15 protein-coding genes are annotated in these 13899 nt (G+C 64.2%); 5 read left to right on the forward strand and 10 right to left on the reverse strand.

What is annotated here, in order from left to right; all coding sequences use genetic code 11:
* Positions 1-36: 36 nt before the first annotated feature.
* Positions 37-1947 carry an ATP-binding cassette domain-containing protein gene (locus ACLEJW_RS06450; RefSeq protein ID WP_440777257.1) on the reverse strand — a complete coding sequence of 637 codons (1911 nt, stop codon included), beginning with the start codon at positions 1945-1947 and terminating at the stop codon, positions 37-39.
* A gap of 50 nt (positions 1948-1997) precedes the next feature.
* Here ACLEJW_RS06450 and ACLEJW_RS06455 point away from each other — a divergent pair, with 50 nt between their 5' ends.
* Complete coding sequence (locus tag ACLEJW_RS06455) at positions 1998-2480, forward strand: TIGR02444 family protein (protein ID WP_313454951.1); 483 nt, start codon at positions 1998-2000, stop codon at positions 2478-2480.
* Here ACLEJW_RS06455 and ACLEJW_RS06460 read toward each other — a convergent pair.
* Positions 2456-3391, reverse strand: coding sequence for an AlgP family protein (locus tag ACLEJW_RS06460; protein ID WP_440777258.1), 936 nt, complete (start codon positions 3389-3391; stop codon positions 2456-2458). The genes ACLEJW_RS06455 and ACLEJW_RS06460 overlap by 25 nt on opposite strands.
* Before the next feature lie 223 nt (positions 3392-3614).
* Here ACLEJW_RS06460 and ACLEJW_RS06465 point away from each other — a divergent pair, with 223 nt between their 5' ends.
* A complete protein-coding gene (locus ACLEJW_RS06465; protein WP_440777259.1) occupies positions 3615-4280 on the forward strand; it encodes an FKBP-type peptidyl-prolyl cis-trans isomerase in 666 nt (221 codons plus the stop codon).
* Positions 4281-4289: 9 nt separating this feature from the next.
* Here the strand turns inward: ACLEJW_RS06465 and rsd are convergent, their stop codons facing one another.
* From rsd to ACLEJW_RS06500, 7 genes are all read right to left on the reverse strand, one after another.
* Positions 4290-4760, reverse strand: a complete 471-nt coding sequence (rsd, locus tag ACLEJW_RS06470; protein ID WP_145184138.1) for a sigma D regulator — start codon at positions 4758-4760, stop codon at positions 4290-4292.
* Positions 4761-4987: 227 nt separating this feature from the next.
* A complete protein-coding gene (locus ACLEJW_RS06475) occupies positions 4988-5500 on the reverse strand; it encodes a disulfide bond formation protein B (protein WP_440777260.1) in 513 nt (170 codons plus the stop codon).
* Positions 5501-5720: 220 nt separating this feature from the next.
* Positions 5721-6959, reverse strand: coding sequence for a heme biosynthesis protein HemY (locus tag ACLEJW_RS06480; RefSeq protein WP_145184144.1), 1239 nt, complete (start codon positions 6957-6959; stop codon positions 5721-5723).
* A complete protein-coding gene (locus ACLEJW_RS06485) occupies positions 6956-8056 on the reverse strand; it encodes a uroporphyrinogen-III C-methyltransferase (protein ID WP_313295490.1) in 1101 nt (366 codons plus the stop codon). Before ACLEJW_RS06485 ends, ACLEJW_RS06480 begins: the two co-directional genes overlap by 4 nt.
* 35 nt (positions 8057-8091) lie before the next feature.
* Positions 8092-8859: a uroporphyrinogen-III synthase gene (locus tag ACLEJW_RS06490; RefSeq protein ID WP_440777261.1), complete on the reverse strand. Its 768-nt coding sequence runs from the start codon at positions 8857-8859 to the stop codon at positions 8092-8094.
* On the reverse strand, positions 8856-9797 hold the full coding sequence (gene hemC, locus ACLEJW_RS06495) for a hydroxymethylbilane synthase (RefSeq protein ID WP_145184152.1): 942 nt from the start codon (positions 9795-9797) through the stop codon (positions 8856-8858). Before hemC ends, ACLEJW_RS06490 begins: the two co-directional genes overlap by 4 nt.
* 95 nt (positions 9798-9892) lie before the next feature.
* Positions 9893-10636, reverse strand: a complete 744-nt coding sequence (locus ACLEJW_RS06500; protein WP_145184155.1) for a LytR/AlgR family response regulator transcription factor — start codon at positions 10634-10636, stop codon at positions 9893-9895.
* Between the two features lie 310 nt (positions 10637-10946).
* Here ACLEJW_RS06500 and argH point away from each other — a divergent pair, with 310 nt between their 5' ends.
* Entirely contained in the window at positions 10947-12341 is a 1395-nt protein-coding gene (gene argH / locus ACLEJW_RS06505; protein ID WP_145184158.1) for an argininosuccinate lyase, read from the forward strand.
* Between the two features lie 83 nt (positions 12342-12424).
* On the opposite strand, the gene ACLEJW_RS06510 is transcribed toward argH, so the two are convergent.
* On the reverse strand, positions 12425-13087 hold the full coding sequence (locus ACLEJW_RS06510) for a glutathione S-transferase (RefSeq protein WP_145184161.1): 663 nt from the start codon (positions 13085-13087) through the stop codon (positions 12425-12427).
* A 148-nt stretch (positions 13088-13235) separates the two neighbouring features.
* Between ACLEJW_RS06510 and ACLEJW_RS06515 the strand changes: the two genes are divergently transcribed.
* Together ACLEJW_RS06515 and ACLEJW_RS06520 are read left to right on the forward strand one after the other, a co-directional pair.
* Positions 13236-13535: a hypothetical protein gene (locus tag ACLEJW_RS06515; RefSeq protein ID WP_145184165.1), complete on the forward strand. Its 300-nt coding sequence runs from the start codon at positions 13236-13238 to the stop codon at positions 13533-13535.
* A gap of 69 nt (positions 13536-13604) precedes the next feature.
* On the forward strand, positions 13605-13850 hold the full coding sequence (locus tag ACLEJW_RS06520; RefSeq protein WP_145184168.1) for a TIGR02647 family protein: 246 nt from the start codon (positions 13605-13607) through the stop codon (positions 13848-13850).
* The last annotated feature ends 49 nt before the right edge of the window (positions 13851-13899 follow it).

Below are 13899 nucleotides of genomic sequence, written 5' to 3' on the forward strand. Positions count from 1 at the left end.
GCGGGGCTCGGCATCATCGCCCTACCCCGCGCTCACTCAGGACAGCGCTTCGAGCTCGGCCTGCATGCTCTCCAAGGTTTCCAAGGCCTCCATCCAGGCCTCCTCAAGCTCGCCTTCGCGTTGCTTGAGCGTGCTCTGGCGCCCCAGCAGATCGCGCAGTTCGTCCTTGCGCGCTGCCTCGTACACGCCGGCATCGCCCAGTGCTGCCTCGACCTCGGCCAACTGGGCATGGACCTGGTTCAACTCGGCCTCGAGCTTGTCCGCGGCCTTCTTGTGCGGCGCCAGCTGCTGGCGCAGGGCGGCAGCGGCCTGACGCTGGGCTTTCTTGTCGGTCTTGTCCGGGTTCACCGACGCGCTACTGGCCGGTGCACTGCGCTGGCGGTACTCGACCAGCCAGCGGCTGTAATCGTCCAGGTCGCCATCGAAAGGCTCGACCTTGCCATCGGCCACCAGCAGGAAATCGTCGGTGGTGCTCTTGAGCAGGTGTCGATCGTGAGACACCACCACCACGGCGCCGGCAAACTCCTGCAAGGCCATGGTCAGGGCCAGACGCATCTCCAGGTCCAGGTGGTTGGTCGGTTCATCGAGCAACAGCAGGTTGGGCCGCTCCCAGGCGATCAGGGCCAGCGCCAGGCGGGCCTTTTCGCCACCGGAGAAATTCACCACCGGCTCGTCGACGCGGTCACCGTGGAAATCGAACCCGCCCAGGAAGTCGCGCAAGGTCTGCTCGCGCTCGGTCGGGGCGATGCGCTGCAGGTGCAGGAGCGGGCTGGCTTTGTCGTCCAGCGAGTCGAGCTGGTGCTGGGCGAAGTAACCCACTGCGAGGTTCTCGCCGCGCACCAGACGGCCGCCAAGCGGCTCGAGTTCGCCGGCAAGGTTCTTGATCAAGGTCGACTTGCCTGCGCCGTTGGGGCCGAGCAGACCGATGCGTGCACCCGGCACCAGTTGCAGCTTGACCTTCTCCAGGATCGCCTTGTCGCCGTAGCCCAGGCGACCCTCGGACAGGCTCAGCAGCGGGCTGGAAATCTTCTGCGACTCGCGGAAGACGAAATCGAATGGCGAGTCGACGTGGGCCGCCGACAGCTCCTCCATGCGCTCCAGTGCCTTGATACGGCTCTGCGCCTGCCGGGCCTTGGTGGCCTGGGCCTTGAAGCGGGCGATGTACTTTTCCATGTGCGCGCGCTGCGCCTGCTGTTTCTCGTACGCCTGTTGCTGCTGCGCCAGGCGCTCGGCACGGGTGCGCTCGAAGGCGCTGTAGCCGCCCTTGTACAGGTTGAGCTTGCGCTGTTCGACGTGCAGCACGTGGTCGACCACGGCGTCGAGGAAATCGCGGTCGTGGGAGATCAGCAACAGCGTGCCGGGATAACCTTTGAGCCAGTCTTCCAGCCACAGGATCGCGTCGAGGTCGAGGTGGTTGGTCGGTTCATCGAGCAACAGCAGGTCGGACGGGCACATCAGCGCCTGGGCCAGATTGAGGCGCATCCGCCAGCCGCCGGAGAAGTCGCCGACGCGGCGATCCATTTGCTCGTTGGTGAAGCCAAGGCCGGCCAGCAACTTGCGCGCGCGGGCGTCGGCGGTATAACCGTCGGCCACTTCCAACTCACTGTGCAGGCGCGCCAATACCGTGCCGTCGTGGGCCTGCTCGGCCACCGCCAACTCGGCCTGGACCTTGCGCAGGCGCGCATCGCCGTCGAGCACATAGTCCACCGCCAGGCGCTCGAGGGTGTCGACCTCCTGGCGCATGTGGGCAATGCGCCAATCGCTGGGCAGTTGGCAGTCGCCGGCGTCAGGCGAAAGCTCACCGCGCAGCAGCGCGAACAGGCTGGATTTTCCGGCGCCGTTGGCGCCGATCAGGCCGGCCTTGTGACCGGCGTGCAGGGTCATCTCGGCGCCTTCTAGCAAGCGCTGCGGACCACGCTGTAAAGTGAGGTTGGATAGTCTGATCATAGTGGTCGCGGAGTCTACCAGCTTCCTCGGCCCGCAGCGTGAGTGGAATCATGTGCACCGACCTGTGGAATCACGCCCTGGCGCTCTACGCACGCCCAGGTATCGAAGCGGCCTGCCTGGAGCTGCAGGCGCTGGGCGGCGACGTCTGCCTGCTGCTGTGTGCGACGTGGCTACAGCGCCGTGCGATCGCGTTCAGCGAAGCACGCGCCGGTCAGTTGCAGGCCATCGCCGGGCCATGGCAGCAAGATGTGGTCACGCCATTGCGTGCATTGCGCCAGCAATGGCGCACGGCAGCCCTGCACGATCGGCAGCTGGCCGCAGTACGTGAACAGCTCAAGGACTTGGAGTTGCAAGCGGAGAGAACCCTGCTGCACAGGCTCGAGCAATGCGCTCAGGGCTGGTCAGGCGAGAACGCCGAGTGTGCGCATGATTGGCTGGATCGGCTGGCGCCGGAGCAGGCCCGTGGCCACGACGCGCTGGGCAGCTTGCGCGTCGCGGCCACAGGGCTTCAGGAGGCCGAAGACGGCGCCTGAGTCGAGGTGGCCGAGGGATTGGCCGAGTTGGTCATCGGTTTATCGGCATCCGCCGTAGCCGTGGTGCCTTGCTCAGCTTGCGCAGCGGCCGGCTTGGCAGAGGCCCTGGTTGCAGGCTTGGCTGCTGGCTTGCCGGGGCTTGCCTTGGCTGGCGCCTTGGCAGCAGCGGGCTTGGTTGCAGGCTTGGTTGCAGCGCCAGCCTTGGCAGGTGCCTTGGCTGCAGCCGGTTTCGCGCCAGCGCGCGCTGGTGCCTTGACGGCAGCTGGCTTGGCGGCTGGCTTGGCGGCAGCGGTCCGGGTAGCGGCTGGTTTGCTCGCAGGCTTAGCAGCAGCGGCAGCAGCGGCTTTGGCCGGCGCTTTAGCGGCAGCTGGTTTGACTGCTGGCTTGGCCGCAGCACGCGCAGGTGCTTTGCGGGTAGCCGGCTCGCTTGCAGGCTTGCTCGCCGCCGCTTTGCTGGCGCTGCGGGTCGATGCTTTGGCTGCGCCCGGTTGTGTGGCAGTGGCTGCGGCGGCACGTTGGTCGAGGGCCTTGCCAGCGGCCTCGCGTACCTTGCCAACGCCCTGAGCCAGCTTCAGGCTTTCCTGTGCGTCGCGCTTGAGCTGTTGGATATAAATGCGCGTTTGGGTCTGACGGTCCTTGAGCGAGTCGAGCAACTCTTCGAGTTCGCCGACGGCCTTTTGCGCCTTGTTCTGCGCCTTGGCTTTGCCAGCCTTGGCTGAATCCTGCAACTTCAGACGCCCATCGTGCAGTTTTTCCTGAGCTTTGCCGCGCTGCTTTTCCAACTTGGCCAGCAGTTTCTCCGCATCAGCCAGCGCTTGCGCACAGGCTTCTTCCAAATGTTCGAGCAGGCTGCCCGAAAGTTGCTGGAGCAGGTGTAACGGCGTACTTACTGGCTTCTTTTTTGCCGACATGGTTTACCTCCTGACTGATGAGAGTGCGGCCCATACTATGCTTGTGCTGCTGCCGCCGCTAGGGCATGTGGACAGTAGCGCAAGCACCGCGTTGCATGCCTGGGCAAAGTCGTCATCAGGCAGCTTGTTGCAGGGTAGTTGTTTAACAAGACGTTGCTGATATTTACCTGAGCACCTGCAGCAACGCTGGCATAATCACGCGTTCACCGAGCTGGAGTTACCCATGCTGCGTTATTTTGCTATCGGTTTGTGCTTGTTGGCGCCCCATGGGCTGGCAGCACCCGCTGTCATACCTGCCAACGACCACGATCTGGCCTACAGCCTTGGCGCAAGCCTGGGCGAGCGCCTGCGCCAGGAAATGCCTGGCTTGCAGCTCGATGCGCTGGTAGAAGGCCTGCGTCAGTCCTACCAGAACCAGCCACTGAGCCTGGACCAGGCGCGCATCGAAGCGATCCTGCAGGCGCATGAAGCACAAGCCAGCAAAGCGGCGGAGCAGGCCGAAATGGACCGTATACAGGCGGTGGAAAGCCGTTTCATGGCCAGCGAGCGAGCCAGGCAAGGCGCGCAGGCGCTGGCCGAGGGCGTGCTGTACACCGAGGTGAAGCACGGCACCGGTGCGCAGCCGAAAGCCGGCGGCAAAGTGCAGGTGCGTTACACAGGAAAGCTGCCCGACGGCACGGTTTTCGACCAAAACCAGCAACCACAGTGGTTCAGCCTGGATTCGGTGATCGAAGGATGGCGCATCGCGCTGCCGCACATGACAGCCGGCTCGACCTGGCGCCTGGTGATTCCGTCAGCGCTGGCCTACGGCGCCGAGGGCGCAGGCGATCTGATCGCGCCGTATACGCCCTTGGTGTTCGAGATCGAACTGCTGGCGGTCGCCGACTGACGGCGACCTTCAGGCCTGTACCGCGCCTTCTTCCTTGTGCGCGTTGTGCAGCACTTCGATCAGGCAGTCTTCCAGCTCGAAGCGCTCATGCAGCAGGCTACCCAGCTTGCCGAGTTTTTCGGCAAAGCGCTCGGTGTCCTTGCATTCGCCCTTTTCGCAATGGTCGTTGAAGGCCAGGGCGATCTGGGTGATGTCGTTGATGCGCGGATTGATCTCTTCGGCCAGTTTCAGCGCTTTCTCATCACCGAAGGCTTTGGCTTCGGTCACCAGTTGCTCGCTGACTTCAAAATGCCAGGCCGAAACGTAGTCGACCAGAATCGCGCAGAAATCGCGGTTCTGGTCCTTGTCGGCGAAGGCCGGCTTGGCGTCGCGCAGCGCGCGGAACGCCTGCACCAGGTCATGGCGCTCATTCAGCCAACGGTCGATCAGCTTGTGAACCCCACCCCAGCGTTCCTGGGCGTTCTGACAACTATCGAGCATGGCGATCTCTTCCCTTCTGGGTGGATGCCGCTGCACCTGGCACCACGACCGTGCGGCACACAGGTGACATCAGCAGAACGGCATCGGGCAGTTGTGTTTTCAATAGGCGTGCAGGGAGATTATTCCCGCAGGTGCTGAGCATCAAGGTACGCAGCCGACTAAGTTCATACAAGCGTTTAATACGCTCGCCGGGCACCGCTGGTCGTGCCAGCTGCAGCGGGCGAAGATCAGGCTGGATAATTGCGCAGTGCACGAAACCGACACGCCAGCAGGCAGCTCAGCGGCAGCGCCGCCAGCAGCAAGAAGGCCAGCAGGCTCCATTCGGGCAGGGTCAGGTCGATGAAGCTCCAGGTCAACGCACTGCAATCAGGGCCACCAAACAGCAGCTGCCGGGCGACCTCGCGCCAGGACATCTCGAATATCCGGCCGATCGGCAATGGGCAGACAGGGCTTATGGCGTTGGCGCCCTGCAGCCAGACATGCCGTGCCGCCAACAAGGCGCCAGCGGCAGCGCACGACAGCGCCGTGCGCGCATACAGGCGCAGGCCGGCAATACCGGGATCATGCAGCGCCGCACCGAGACATACCGCCGCATAGCCACCGAGTAGTACGCGCTGGCTGAAACACAACGGGCAGGGCACCAGCCCAATAACGCTTTCCAGATAAAAAGACGCGCTCAGCACCGCCAGCGAGGCAAGGCATGCCCAAACGAATAAAATGCGCGGACTGGCCGTCGGCATGGGCAGTGATGTCCCAGAAGAAATGAATTGATTTGGAACGGTAGAGGAAAGCCCAGTCTTGTTTCAAGGCGCTACTGGAATGAGAAGTCGCTGTATAGCGAAGGAAGTTTCTATTAGTGCTGTAGGAAACTTCCGGGGAGGCCGCAGCATAACTAACGAAGTGTCTCGGCTTAATTACCGAGCCCATGGGCCCGCGCACTTGGCGGGGCCCATGACTGCCTCAGGCGCGTGCTGTTTCTGGCAGCGGCAGCGCCAACAGGCGCTCGTCGAGCAGGCCCAGGCCTTCCTGGAACAACTGGTTGCTGCGCTCGGTTTCACCCAGGCTGGCCAGCAGCCGGGCCAGTTCGGCGCAGGTTTCCGGATTGCGCTCCAGGCGCAGGCTGCTTTCCAGGTAGTCGCGCGCCTTGCCCCACAGGCGGTTTTGCTGGCTCAACCGGCCCAGGGTGAGGAGCAGGCTTGGGTCTTGCGGATGTTCCTTGAGCCAGCCTTCGGCCGTCTGCAACTGACGCGCCGGATCATCGCCGCGCACCAGCCCATAGAGACGTGCCAAGTGGCTCTCGTACTGGCGCTTGAGCGCAGTGCGCAACACCTGCTCCGCCTCGCCCTGAGCACCGACCTGACGCAACTGTTCGGCATAGGCCAGCACCAGTTGAGGCTCCTGGCGTTGCGCTGAGGTCAGCTGCTGCCACGCCAATTCCAGCGCCTGTCGCGCGGCCTGCGCATCGTCGCCGCGGGTAGCGGCCAGACCCAGGTTCTGGCCCCAGGCCCGCTGTTCCAGCGCCGCCAGTTCTGCCGCCGGCAAGACCTTGGCCTTGCGCAGGTCAGGCAGCAGGCGAATCAGCGACGACCAGTCGCCACGCTCCAGATGCAGACGCTGCAGCAGGCGCAGGACCTGGGTGTTCTGCGGGTGGCGGGCCTGCATGGCCAACAGCGTTTCCAGTGCTTCATCACGCTCGCCACGGTCCATTTGCAGCTGCGCATGGGTCAGGGCGATCGCCAGCTCAGCCTGCGGCTGGCGCTCCAGGGCGCGCTCGAGCAGGTTGTCGCTGTCTTCCTTGCGGCCTTGCTCGTTGGCCGCGCGGGCGGCACCGAGGTAATACATCAAGGGCTGGCGCTCAGCTTCGGCAGCGCGGTGCAGGTGGCGCTGGGCGCTGGCCCAGCGGCCTTCCGCCAGGTCCAGCTGGCCCTGTTCGATCGCCACGCGCACGCGACGGCTACGGTTGCGCCGCGACCAAGGGTTGAGCACGCCACTGGAGGTCAGCACCAGGACGATCAGGTAGCGCAGCAGCAGCACCACCAGCACCAGGACGAGCAACGCCGCCAAAGCCGCCCACAAGCCCGACTGATAGCGGAACCCACCGTAGGCGATCAGCACGTAGCCCGTATGCTTGGCCACGGCGATACCCAGCGCCGCCGCTACCACGATTGCCAGCACCGCCAGCAGGTACATGCGCTTCATGGTTTGCTCCCTTCAGCCTCGGCCGGCAGGTGGCGACGCTGGATATACGCCTGCACTGCAGCCAGGCTTTCGCTCAGGTCCGGGGTGGCAACCGCAACCGGCTCGTCGGCCAATGCGTTGAGGCTGTCGAGCATTGCCTTGCTTTGCGGGTTGTCGGCGTTGAAATTGGCCAGCAGCACGCTGCGCGCGTCGTCCAGCGCCTGGCTGTAGACTTTGGCCTCGCCGTTGAGCGCCGCCCACTGGGCCTGCTCGATGGTCAGGCTCAAGGCCAGGCGCAGCTGGTTCAGCTGCTGACCGGCCAGCAAGGGCCGCACGTTGTCATCGGCGTTGAAATCGACCTGGAAGTACTTGGAGATCTCTGCCCACCATTGCGACAGACGACTGCTGACATCGCCATCGGCGCTGAGCGCGCCCAGCGCATCGGCGTCGCTGGCGAATTCTGGTGACTGGGCGCTGAGTTCCTGCACCAGGTCGCGCTGGGCGGCGAGCTTGAGGAACAGCCCGGTGCGGTCTGGTTGCTGGGTGTTGTTGAGCATGGCCAGGCTGCGGGCCAATTGCTCGCGGGCGGCGAAACTGCCGGGGTCGCTCTGCTCGCGCAGGATCTGATCGGCGCCTTCGACCAAGGCCTTGGCGCTGGTGATGTCCTGCAGGGCCGAGAGACGCAAGGTGGCCAGACGCAGCAGGTGCTCGGCCTCGGCCAGGCGCCACTCCTTGCGGCTTTCGCCCAACACGGTTTCCAGCTTCTGGCTCAGGCGTTGCTGATCGCCCTGCAATTGCGCCACCAGGCGGCGGCGGTCTTCGAGTTCGTTGGCGGCCGGCAGGCTGGCCAGCTGCGCGCTGATCTGCTGCTCACGCTGCTGCAACGCCTCGGCGCGTTGGTTGAGCGCTTCGATGTGCTCGCCTTGATTGAGTTCGTTGCCTTGCAGCTGCCGAACCTGCCACACACCCCAGCCGCCGACGGCGACGCCGGCAGCGCCCAGCAGCAGCGCCAGCACGGCCAGACCGTTGCCAGAGCGCTTTACGGGCTTGTCGGTGATGGGGTGCGTCGGCTCCGTTGCCGACGGCTGATCATTGTTGGACAAGACAGTTTCGCTCACGTATCCATCCTTTGCATGGGGGCGCTCACAGCGCCTTAGGAGGCAGGTGCAGCACTGCGCTGCACAGCTGCCAGCAAGGCCGTGGCGTTCGCGCCACGGCAATCCACAACTTGTTGGGCTCCGGCGGCCCGGGCGTGTTCAGCCACCCGCGCGCTCGGTACGAACAGTGTCAGGCTGGCCACCTGCGGCCAATCGGCGCCCGCCATCTGCTGCAAGTGTTCAAGACCCTGTCCACTGCTGACCACCAGGCCATTGAGGCGTTCCGCTTGTATGCGACGTACCAGGGTGCCGGACGGATAGTCCGGCAGGCAGCGCCGATACAGTTCCAGATAATCGACACTAGCACCTTGCTCTGCAAGACGCTCGGCCAGCAGTTCACGACCTCCCACGCCGCGCACGATCATCACCTGTACCCTGGCGCCAGCGATCGCCTGGCGCAGGGCCGGCAGCGCGAGCAGCGCCTCGCTGTCGTCGCCCAGGGCCGGATATGTCACCTGCAAACCTGCCGCCTGCAAGACTGCCGCCGTGGCTTCCCCGACGCTGAACCAGCCTCGCGGTGGCGCCTGGATGCCCGCTTCGTGCAAGCGCTCGAGCAGCAAGCGTGCCGCAGGCTTGCTGACCACGATGATCGCCTGGCAGCCGGCGAGTGCGGCCAATTGCCGAATGTGCGCGTCACTTCGCGGCAGCGGCTCGATGGCCAGCAACGGCAGGCTGCTGCTGGCGATACCTGCGGCGGCCAGTGTCTGCGCCAGTGCCGCGCAGTCCGCTTCGGGCCGGGTCAGCAACAGGCGCCAACGACTCACGGATGGCCTGCCTCGCCATAGACCGCCTTGAGAATGGCTTCGGCGCCCTGGCCCAGCAAGTCTTCGGCCACCTGTACACCGAGGGTTTCGGCGTTCGCCCGTGGTGCGCGGGCGTCGGCCATCAGCAGGTTGGCGCCATCAGGCTGACCGACCAGGCCGCGCAGCCACAGCTGATCGCCTTCAAGCACCGCATAGCAGGCGATCGGCACTTGGCAGCCGCCATTGAGGCGCTTGTTCAAAGCACGCTCGGCAACCACACGGTCAGCGGTATCGGCATGGTGCAACGGCGCCAACAGCGCATGAATTTCGCTGTCAGCGCTGCGGCATTCGATACCCACCGCGCCCTGGCCACCGGCCGGCAGGCTGTCCTCGACGCTGATAGCAGCGGTGATGCGCTCCTCGAAGCCCAGGCGGATCAGACCGGCGGCGGCGAGGATGATGGCGTCATATTCGCCAGCATCGAGCTTGGCCAGGCGCGTATTGACGTTGCCGCGCAGGAAATGAATGGTCAGGTCGGGCCGGCGGGCCAGCAGTTGCGCCTGGCGACGCAGGCTGGAGGTGCCGACGATGCTGCCTGCCGGCAACGCGTCGAGGCTGGCGAAATGGTTCGAAACGAAGGCGTCGCGCGCGTCTTCGCGCTCGCAGATGCAGTACAGGCCCAGCCCCTGCGGGAAGTCCATGGGCACGTCCTTCATCGAATGCACGGCGATGTCGGCTTGATCCTCCAGCAGGGCTGTTTCCAGCTCCTTGACGAACAGGCCCTTGCCGCCAATCTTGGCCAACGGTGCATCGAGCAGCTTGTCGCCGCGGCTGACCATGGGCACCAAGGTCACCTGCAGGCCGGGATGGGCCTGCTCGAGACGGGCTTTGACGTATTCGGCCTGCCACAGGGCCAAGGCACTTTTACGGGTGGCGATGCGGATTTCGCGAGTGGACATGAAACGCCCCGATGCAGAGAAATGCCGCTGATGATAACAGCATCACCGGCATCGCTTGCAGACCTGGGTCAGGATCGGGCCGGACTGCTAGCGGCTCACAGCGTCTGCATCATCTTGCGCACACCCGCTACATGCCGACGGCTGACGGTCAGCGCATCGCCCTCGAGCCCCTTGAGAAACAGCTGGAAGTGCCCAAGCGGCGTGCGTTGCAAGCGTTCGATGCGCTCACGGGCCACCAGTGCGTTGCGGTGGATGCGCACGAAGCGCTCGCCGAACTCGTCTTCCAGTGCCTTGAGCGGCTCGTCCAGGAGCACTTCCCCGGCCTCGTGGCGCAGCGTCACGTACTTGTGATCGGCAATGAAATAGATCACCTGCGGCAGCGGTATCAGCTCGATACCTTTGCGCGTGCGAGCACTGATATGACTACGCGGACTGCCGCCCTCAGTGCCCGGGCGGGTCAGTGCGGCCAATTGAGCACGGTTGGGCTTGTCGGCCTTGCGCAAGGCATCGCGCAAGGTCTGCGGCTGGATAGGTTTGGTCACGTGGCTGAGGGTGCTGTGCTGGAACGCCTCGGCTCCGTATTCATCGTCACCGGTGCAAAACACCACCGACGGCGGCGCTTCACGCTCGCACAAGCGTGCGGCGACCTGCAGGCCATCCAGGCCAGGCATGCCGATGTCCAGCAGCACCACATCCGGTTTGAGGCTCTCGATCAGCGCCAAGGCCTCTTCGCCGTTGGTGGCGCTGGGCTCCAACACGGTGTAGCCCTCCAGTTCGGCGAACAGCCGGGTCAGGCGTTCGCGGGATTGGGGTTCGTCATCAACGATCAGGACATTCATAATTGCTCTGGATTCCTGAGTGAGTCTCGCACGGGTGTAGCGTAGACAAGAGCAGGTCGAGCGACACTGCGGTCACGCTCTAGACCGGTGCGAAGGCCAAAGATTCACTGAGCCGGCAGAAACACTGCCAGTGCTCTGTCCAACTGTAGACGGTCCATGGAACACTGCCGTTCAATCCGTGAATATCCTCAACACCCATCTTTGCCGAGGGTTCGCAGCGTTTTCTGCTGACCGATGCCCTGCGGCAGCGGGCTCAACCCTGCTATCATCGGCGCCAATTTTTTCGTTCACGCCTGCAATGAGTGAATCCATGAGCACTGACAAGACCAATCAGTCCTGGGGCGGCCGCTTCAGTGAGCCCGTCGACGCTTTCGTCGCCCGTTTCACCGCGTCGGTCGACTTCGACAAGCGCCTGTACCGCCACGACATCATGGGTTCGATCGCCCACGCCACCATGCTGGCGCAGGTCGGCGTGCTCAGCGATGCCGAGCGTGACACCATCATCGATGGCCTGAAGACCATCCAGGGCGAAATCGAAGCAGGTAGCTTCGATTGGCGCGTCGACCTCGAAGACGTGCACATGAACATCGAAGCGCGCCTGACCGACCGCATCGGCATCACCGGCAAGAAGCTGCACACCGGTCGCAGCCGCAACGACCAGGTCGCGACCGATATCCGCCTGTGGCTGCGTGATGAAATCGACCTGATCCTGGGCGAGATCACCCGTCTGCAGCAGGGTCTGCTGGAGCAGGCCGAGCGCGAGGCCGAAACCATCATGCCCGGCTTCACCCATCTGCAGACGGCCCAGCCGGTCACCTTCGGTCACCACCTGCTGGCCTGGTTCGAGATGCTCAGCCGCGACCACGAGCGCCTGCTCGATTGCCGCAAGCGCGCCAACCGCATGCCCCTGGGCAGCGCCGCGCTGGCTGGCACCACCTACCCGATCGACCGTGAGCTGACCTGCAAGCTGCTGGGCTTCGAAGCGGTATCGGGCAACTCGCTGGACGGCGTTTCCGACCGTGACTTCGCCATCGAATTCTGCGCCGCTGCAAGCATCGCGATGATGCATCTGTCGCGCTTCTCCGAAGAGCTGGTGCTGTGGACCAGTGCGCAGTTCCAGTTCATCGACCTGCCTGATCGCTTCTGCACCGGCAGCTCGATCATGCCGCAGAAAAAGAACCCCGATGTGCCGGAGCTGGTACGTGGCAAGAGCGGCCGCGTATTTGGCGCCCTGACTGGCCTGCTGACCCTGATGAAAGGCCAGCCGCTGGCCTACAACAAGGACAACCAGGAGGACAAGGAGCCGCTGTTCGACGCCGCCGACACCCTGCGCGATTCGCTGCGCGCCTTCGCCGACATGATCCCGGCGATCAAGCCCAAGCACGCCATCATGCGCGAAGCGGCGCTGCGCGGATTCTCTACCGCCACCGACCTTGCCGACTACCTGGTGCGCCGCGGCTTGCCGTTCCGCGACTGCCACGAGATCGTCGGCCACGCGGTGAAGTATGGCGTTGACACCGGCAAGGACCTGGCCGAAATGAGCCTGGACGAGCTGCGTCAATTCAGCGATCAGATCGAGCAGGATGTGTTCGCCGTGCTGACCCTGGAAGGCTCGGTGAATGCGCGTGACCACGTCGGTGGTACGGCGCCGGCGCAGGTGCGTGCGGCCGTGGTGCGCGGCAAGGCCTTGCTCGCTTCACGTTAAAACGCCAGTGCGAGGGCCTGGCCCTCGCCCTCGCTCGCGGGCACGCCAGTTGCTGGCTTGCCCGCGTGGGCTGTGCCGCGGCGTCAGCGTTTGCCGCTGCGGATGAGCTCCATGAAGGCCGGCATTGCCGCCTCCTTGTCTGCCACGATCCGCGCCATGTGCGGGTTCTCGCCCAGCAGTTGCAGCAATGCCTTGGCCTGCGGGAAGTCCGCGAGAAAATCGATGCCCAGCACTTTCTTGCCGACCGCACAGGCCAGGTCTACCGAAAACGCGAACATCAGGTCAGCCTGCGTCAACGTCTCCCCGGCGACATAAGGGGCAAAACGCCCATTGCGCTTGAGTGTGGCGAAACCCGCCAGCAGCTCTGTGCGGGCCCGCTCCTTGATCAGCGGCTCGACCGGCATGCCGAAGAACGATTCGGCGTAGCAGGTACGGGCTGGCAACTCGATGTACAGCTCGATTTCCTTCACCAGCTCGCGCACTTTCGCCTGAGCGAACGGGTCGCTCGGCAGCAGGGCCTTGCCCGCTTGCGTCTGCTCGATGTAGTCGAGAATCACACTGGTTTCGCTGAGAAAGCCCTGTTCGGTCTCCAGCACTGGCACCTTGCCGCGCGGACTGACTTCCAGCGCCCCCGGCGCCTGGCCACCGTAGAAGGTGACTTCTTCGAAAGGCACACCTTTCTCCAGCAGCGCCAACTTGACCATGTTGTAGTAGTTGCTGACCGAGAATCCGTGAAGCTTGAGCATGGGTTACAGCCTCCAGGCCGTATGGGGATGGCTGGGCTGTTATAGACCTTCGGCCAGCCCTTGACCAGCGTCATGCACCTGGTCGATGACCGGGCATTGCCGGCACGGGCGTGGCAAACTGTGCACCCCCCACCACAGGAGTTGCGCCATGAGCGAGCACGACGAGATCGAAAACGACGAAGAAGCATTCGCCGAGGCGACACTGACCGAGGCCATTGAGAACCAGATCGAAAGCGGCGAACCGGCAGCTGCCAAGGCCACCTTCAACAAGCTGAGCCTGGTCGGCTATGCCCGTGAAGATATCCTCAACCTAATGGCCCACGTGCTGGCGATCGAAATCGACAACATGCTCAAGGACGATCGCCCGTTCGACGGCCAGTGGTATGAAGACGCCCTGCGCGCCCTGCCGGAACTGCCACCTGAGGCAGATCAAGGCGACGCCGAATAACCCGACTACACTCCAGGGTCAGGCACCGCTGGCGGTGCCGCCGTCCTTGTCTGGAAGTCAGGAGTCGCCATGTCCTTCACCCCCGAACTGATCGCCGAACTGGAAGTGCTCGCCCTGTTCAACCTGGACAGCAGCCAGGAAGGGATCAAGATACACGCCAACGCATCCCCTACCCTGGTGGCCGCTGCTCAACGCCTGTATGACAAGCAACTGACCGATCAGCCCGATGGCGGTTACCTGACCAGCCTGGGCCACGATGCCGTGGAAAGCGTGCAGCTGCTGCTCAATGTTTTGAAGAACCCGCAACCCGCCTGAGCCTGCACCGACCCCTTCGCGGGTGGCGCGCCTTGCCCGCGACAGGGGC

The organism is Pseudomonas sp. SMSB3, from assembly GCF_052041965.1.
Lineage (GTDB): Bacteria > Pseudomonadota > Gammaproteobacteria > Pseudomonadales > Pseudomonadaceae > Aquipseudomonas.

Excerpts from the sequence above, each read along its gene's own strand:
- ACLEJW_RS06450 (WP_440777257.1), bottom strand. The coding sequence starts at position 1,947 with ATGATCAGACTATCCAACCTCACTTTACAGCGTGGTCCGCAGCGCTTG.
- ACLEJW_RS06455 (WP_313454951.1), top strand. The coding sequence starts at position 1,998 with ATGTGCACCGACCTGTGGAATCACGCCCTGGCGCTCTACGCACGCCCA.
- ACLEJW_RS06460 (WP_440777258.1), bottom strand. The coding sequence starts at position 3,391 with ATGTCGGCAAAAAAGAAGCCAGTAAGTACGCCGTTACACCTGCTCCAG.
- ACLEJW_RS06465 (WP_440777259.1), top strand. The coding sequence starts at position 3,615 with ATGCTGCGTTATTTTGCTATCGGTTTGTGCTTGTTGGCGCCCCATGGG.
- rsd (WP_145184138.1), bottom strand. The coding sequence starts at position 4,760 with ATGCTCGATAGTTGTCAGAACGCCCAGGAACGCTGGGGTGGGGTTCAC.
- ACLEJW_RS06475 (WP_440777260.1), bottom strand. The coding sequence starts at position 5,500 with ATGCCGACGGCCAGTCCGCGCATTTTATTCGTTTGGGCATGCCTTGCC.
- ACLEJW_RS06480 (WP_145184144.1), bottom strand. The coding sequence starts at position 6,959 with ATGAAGCGCATGTACCTGCTGGCGGTGCTGGCAATCGTGGTAGCGGCG.
- hemC (WP_145184152.1), bottom strand. The coding sequence starts at position 9,797 with ATGTCCACTCGCGAAATCCGCATCGCCACCCGTAAAAGTGCCTTGGCC.
- ACLEJW_RS06500 (WP_145184155.1), bottom strand. The coding sequence starts at position 10,636 with ATGAATGTCCTGATCGTTGATGACGAACCCCAATCCCGCGAACGCCTG.
- argH (WP_145184158.1), top strand. The coding sequence starts at position 10,947 with ATGAGCACTGACAAGACCAATCAGTCCTGGGGCGGCCGCTTCAGTGAG.
- ACLEJW_RS06510 (WP_145184161.1), bottom strand. The coding sequence starts at position 13,087 with ATGCTCAAGCTTCACGGATTCTCGGTCAGCAACTACTACAACATGGTC.
- ACLEJW_RS06515 (WP_145184165.1), top strand. The coding sequence starts at position 13,236 with ATGAGCGAGCACGACGAGATCGAAAACGACGAAGAAGCATTCGCCGAG.
- ACLEJW_RS06520 (WP_145184168.1), top strand. The coding sequence starts at position 13,605 with ATGTCCTTCACCCCCGAACTGATCGCCGAACTGGAAGTGCTCGCCCTG.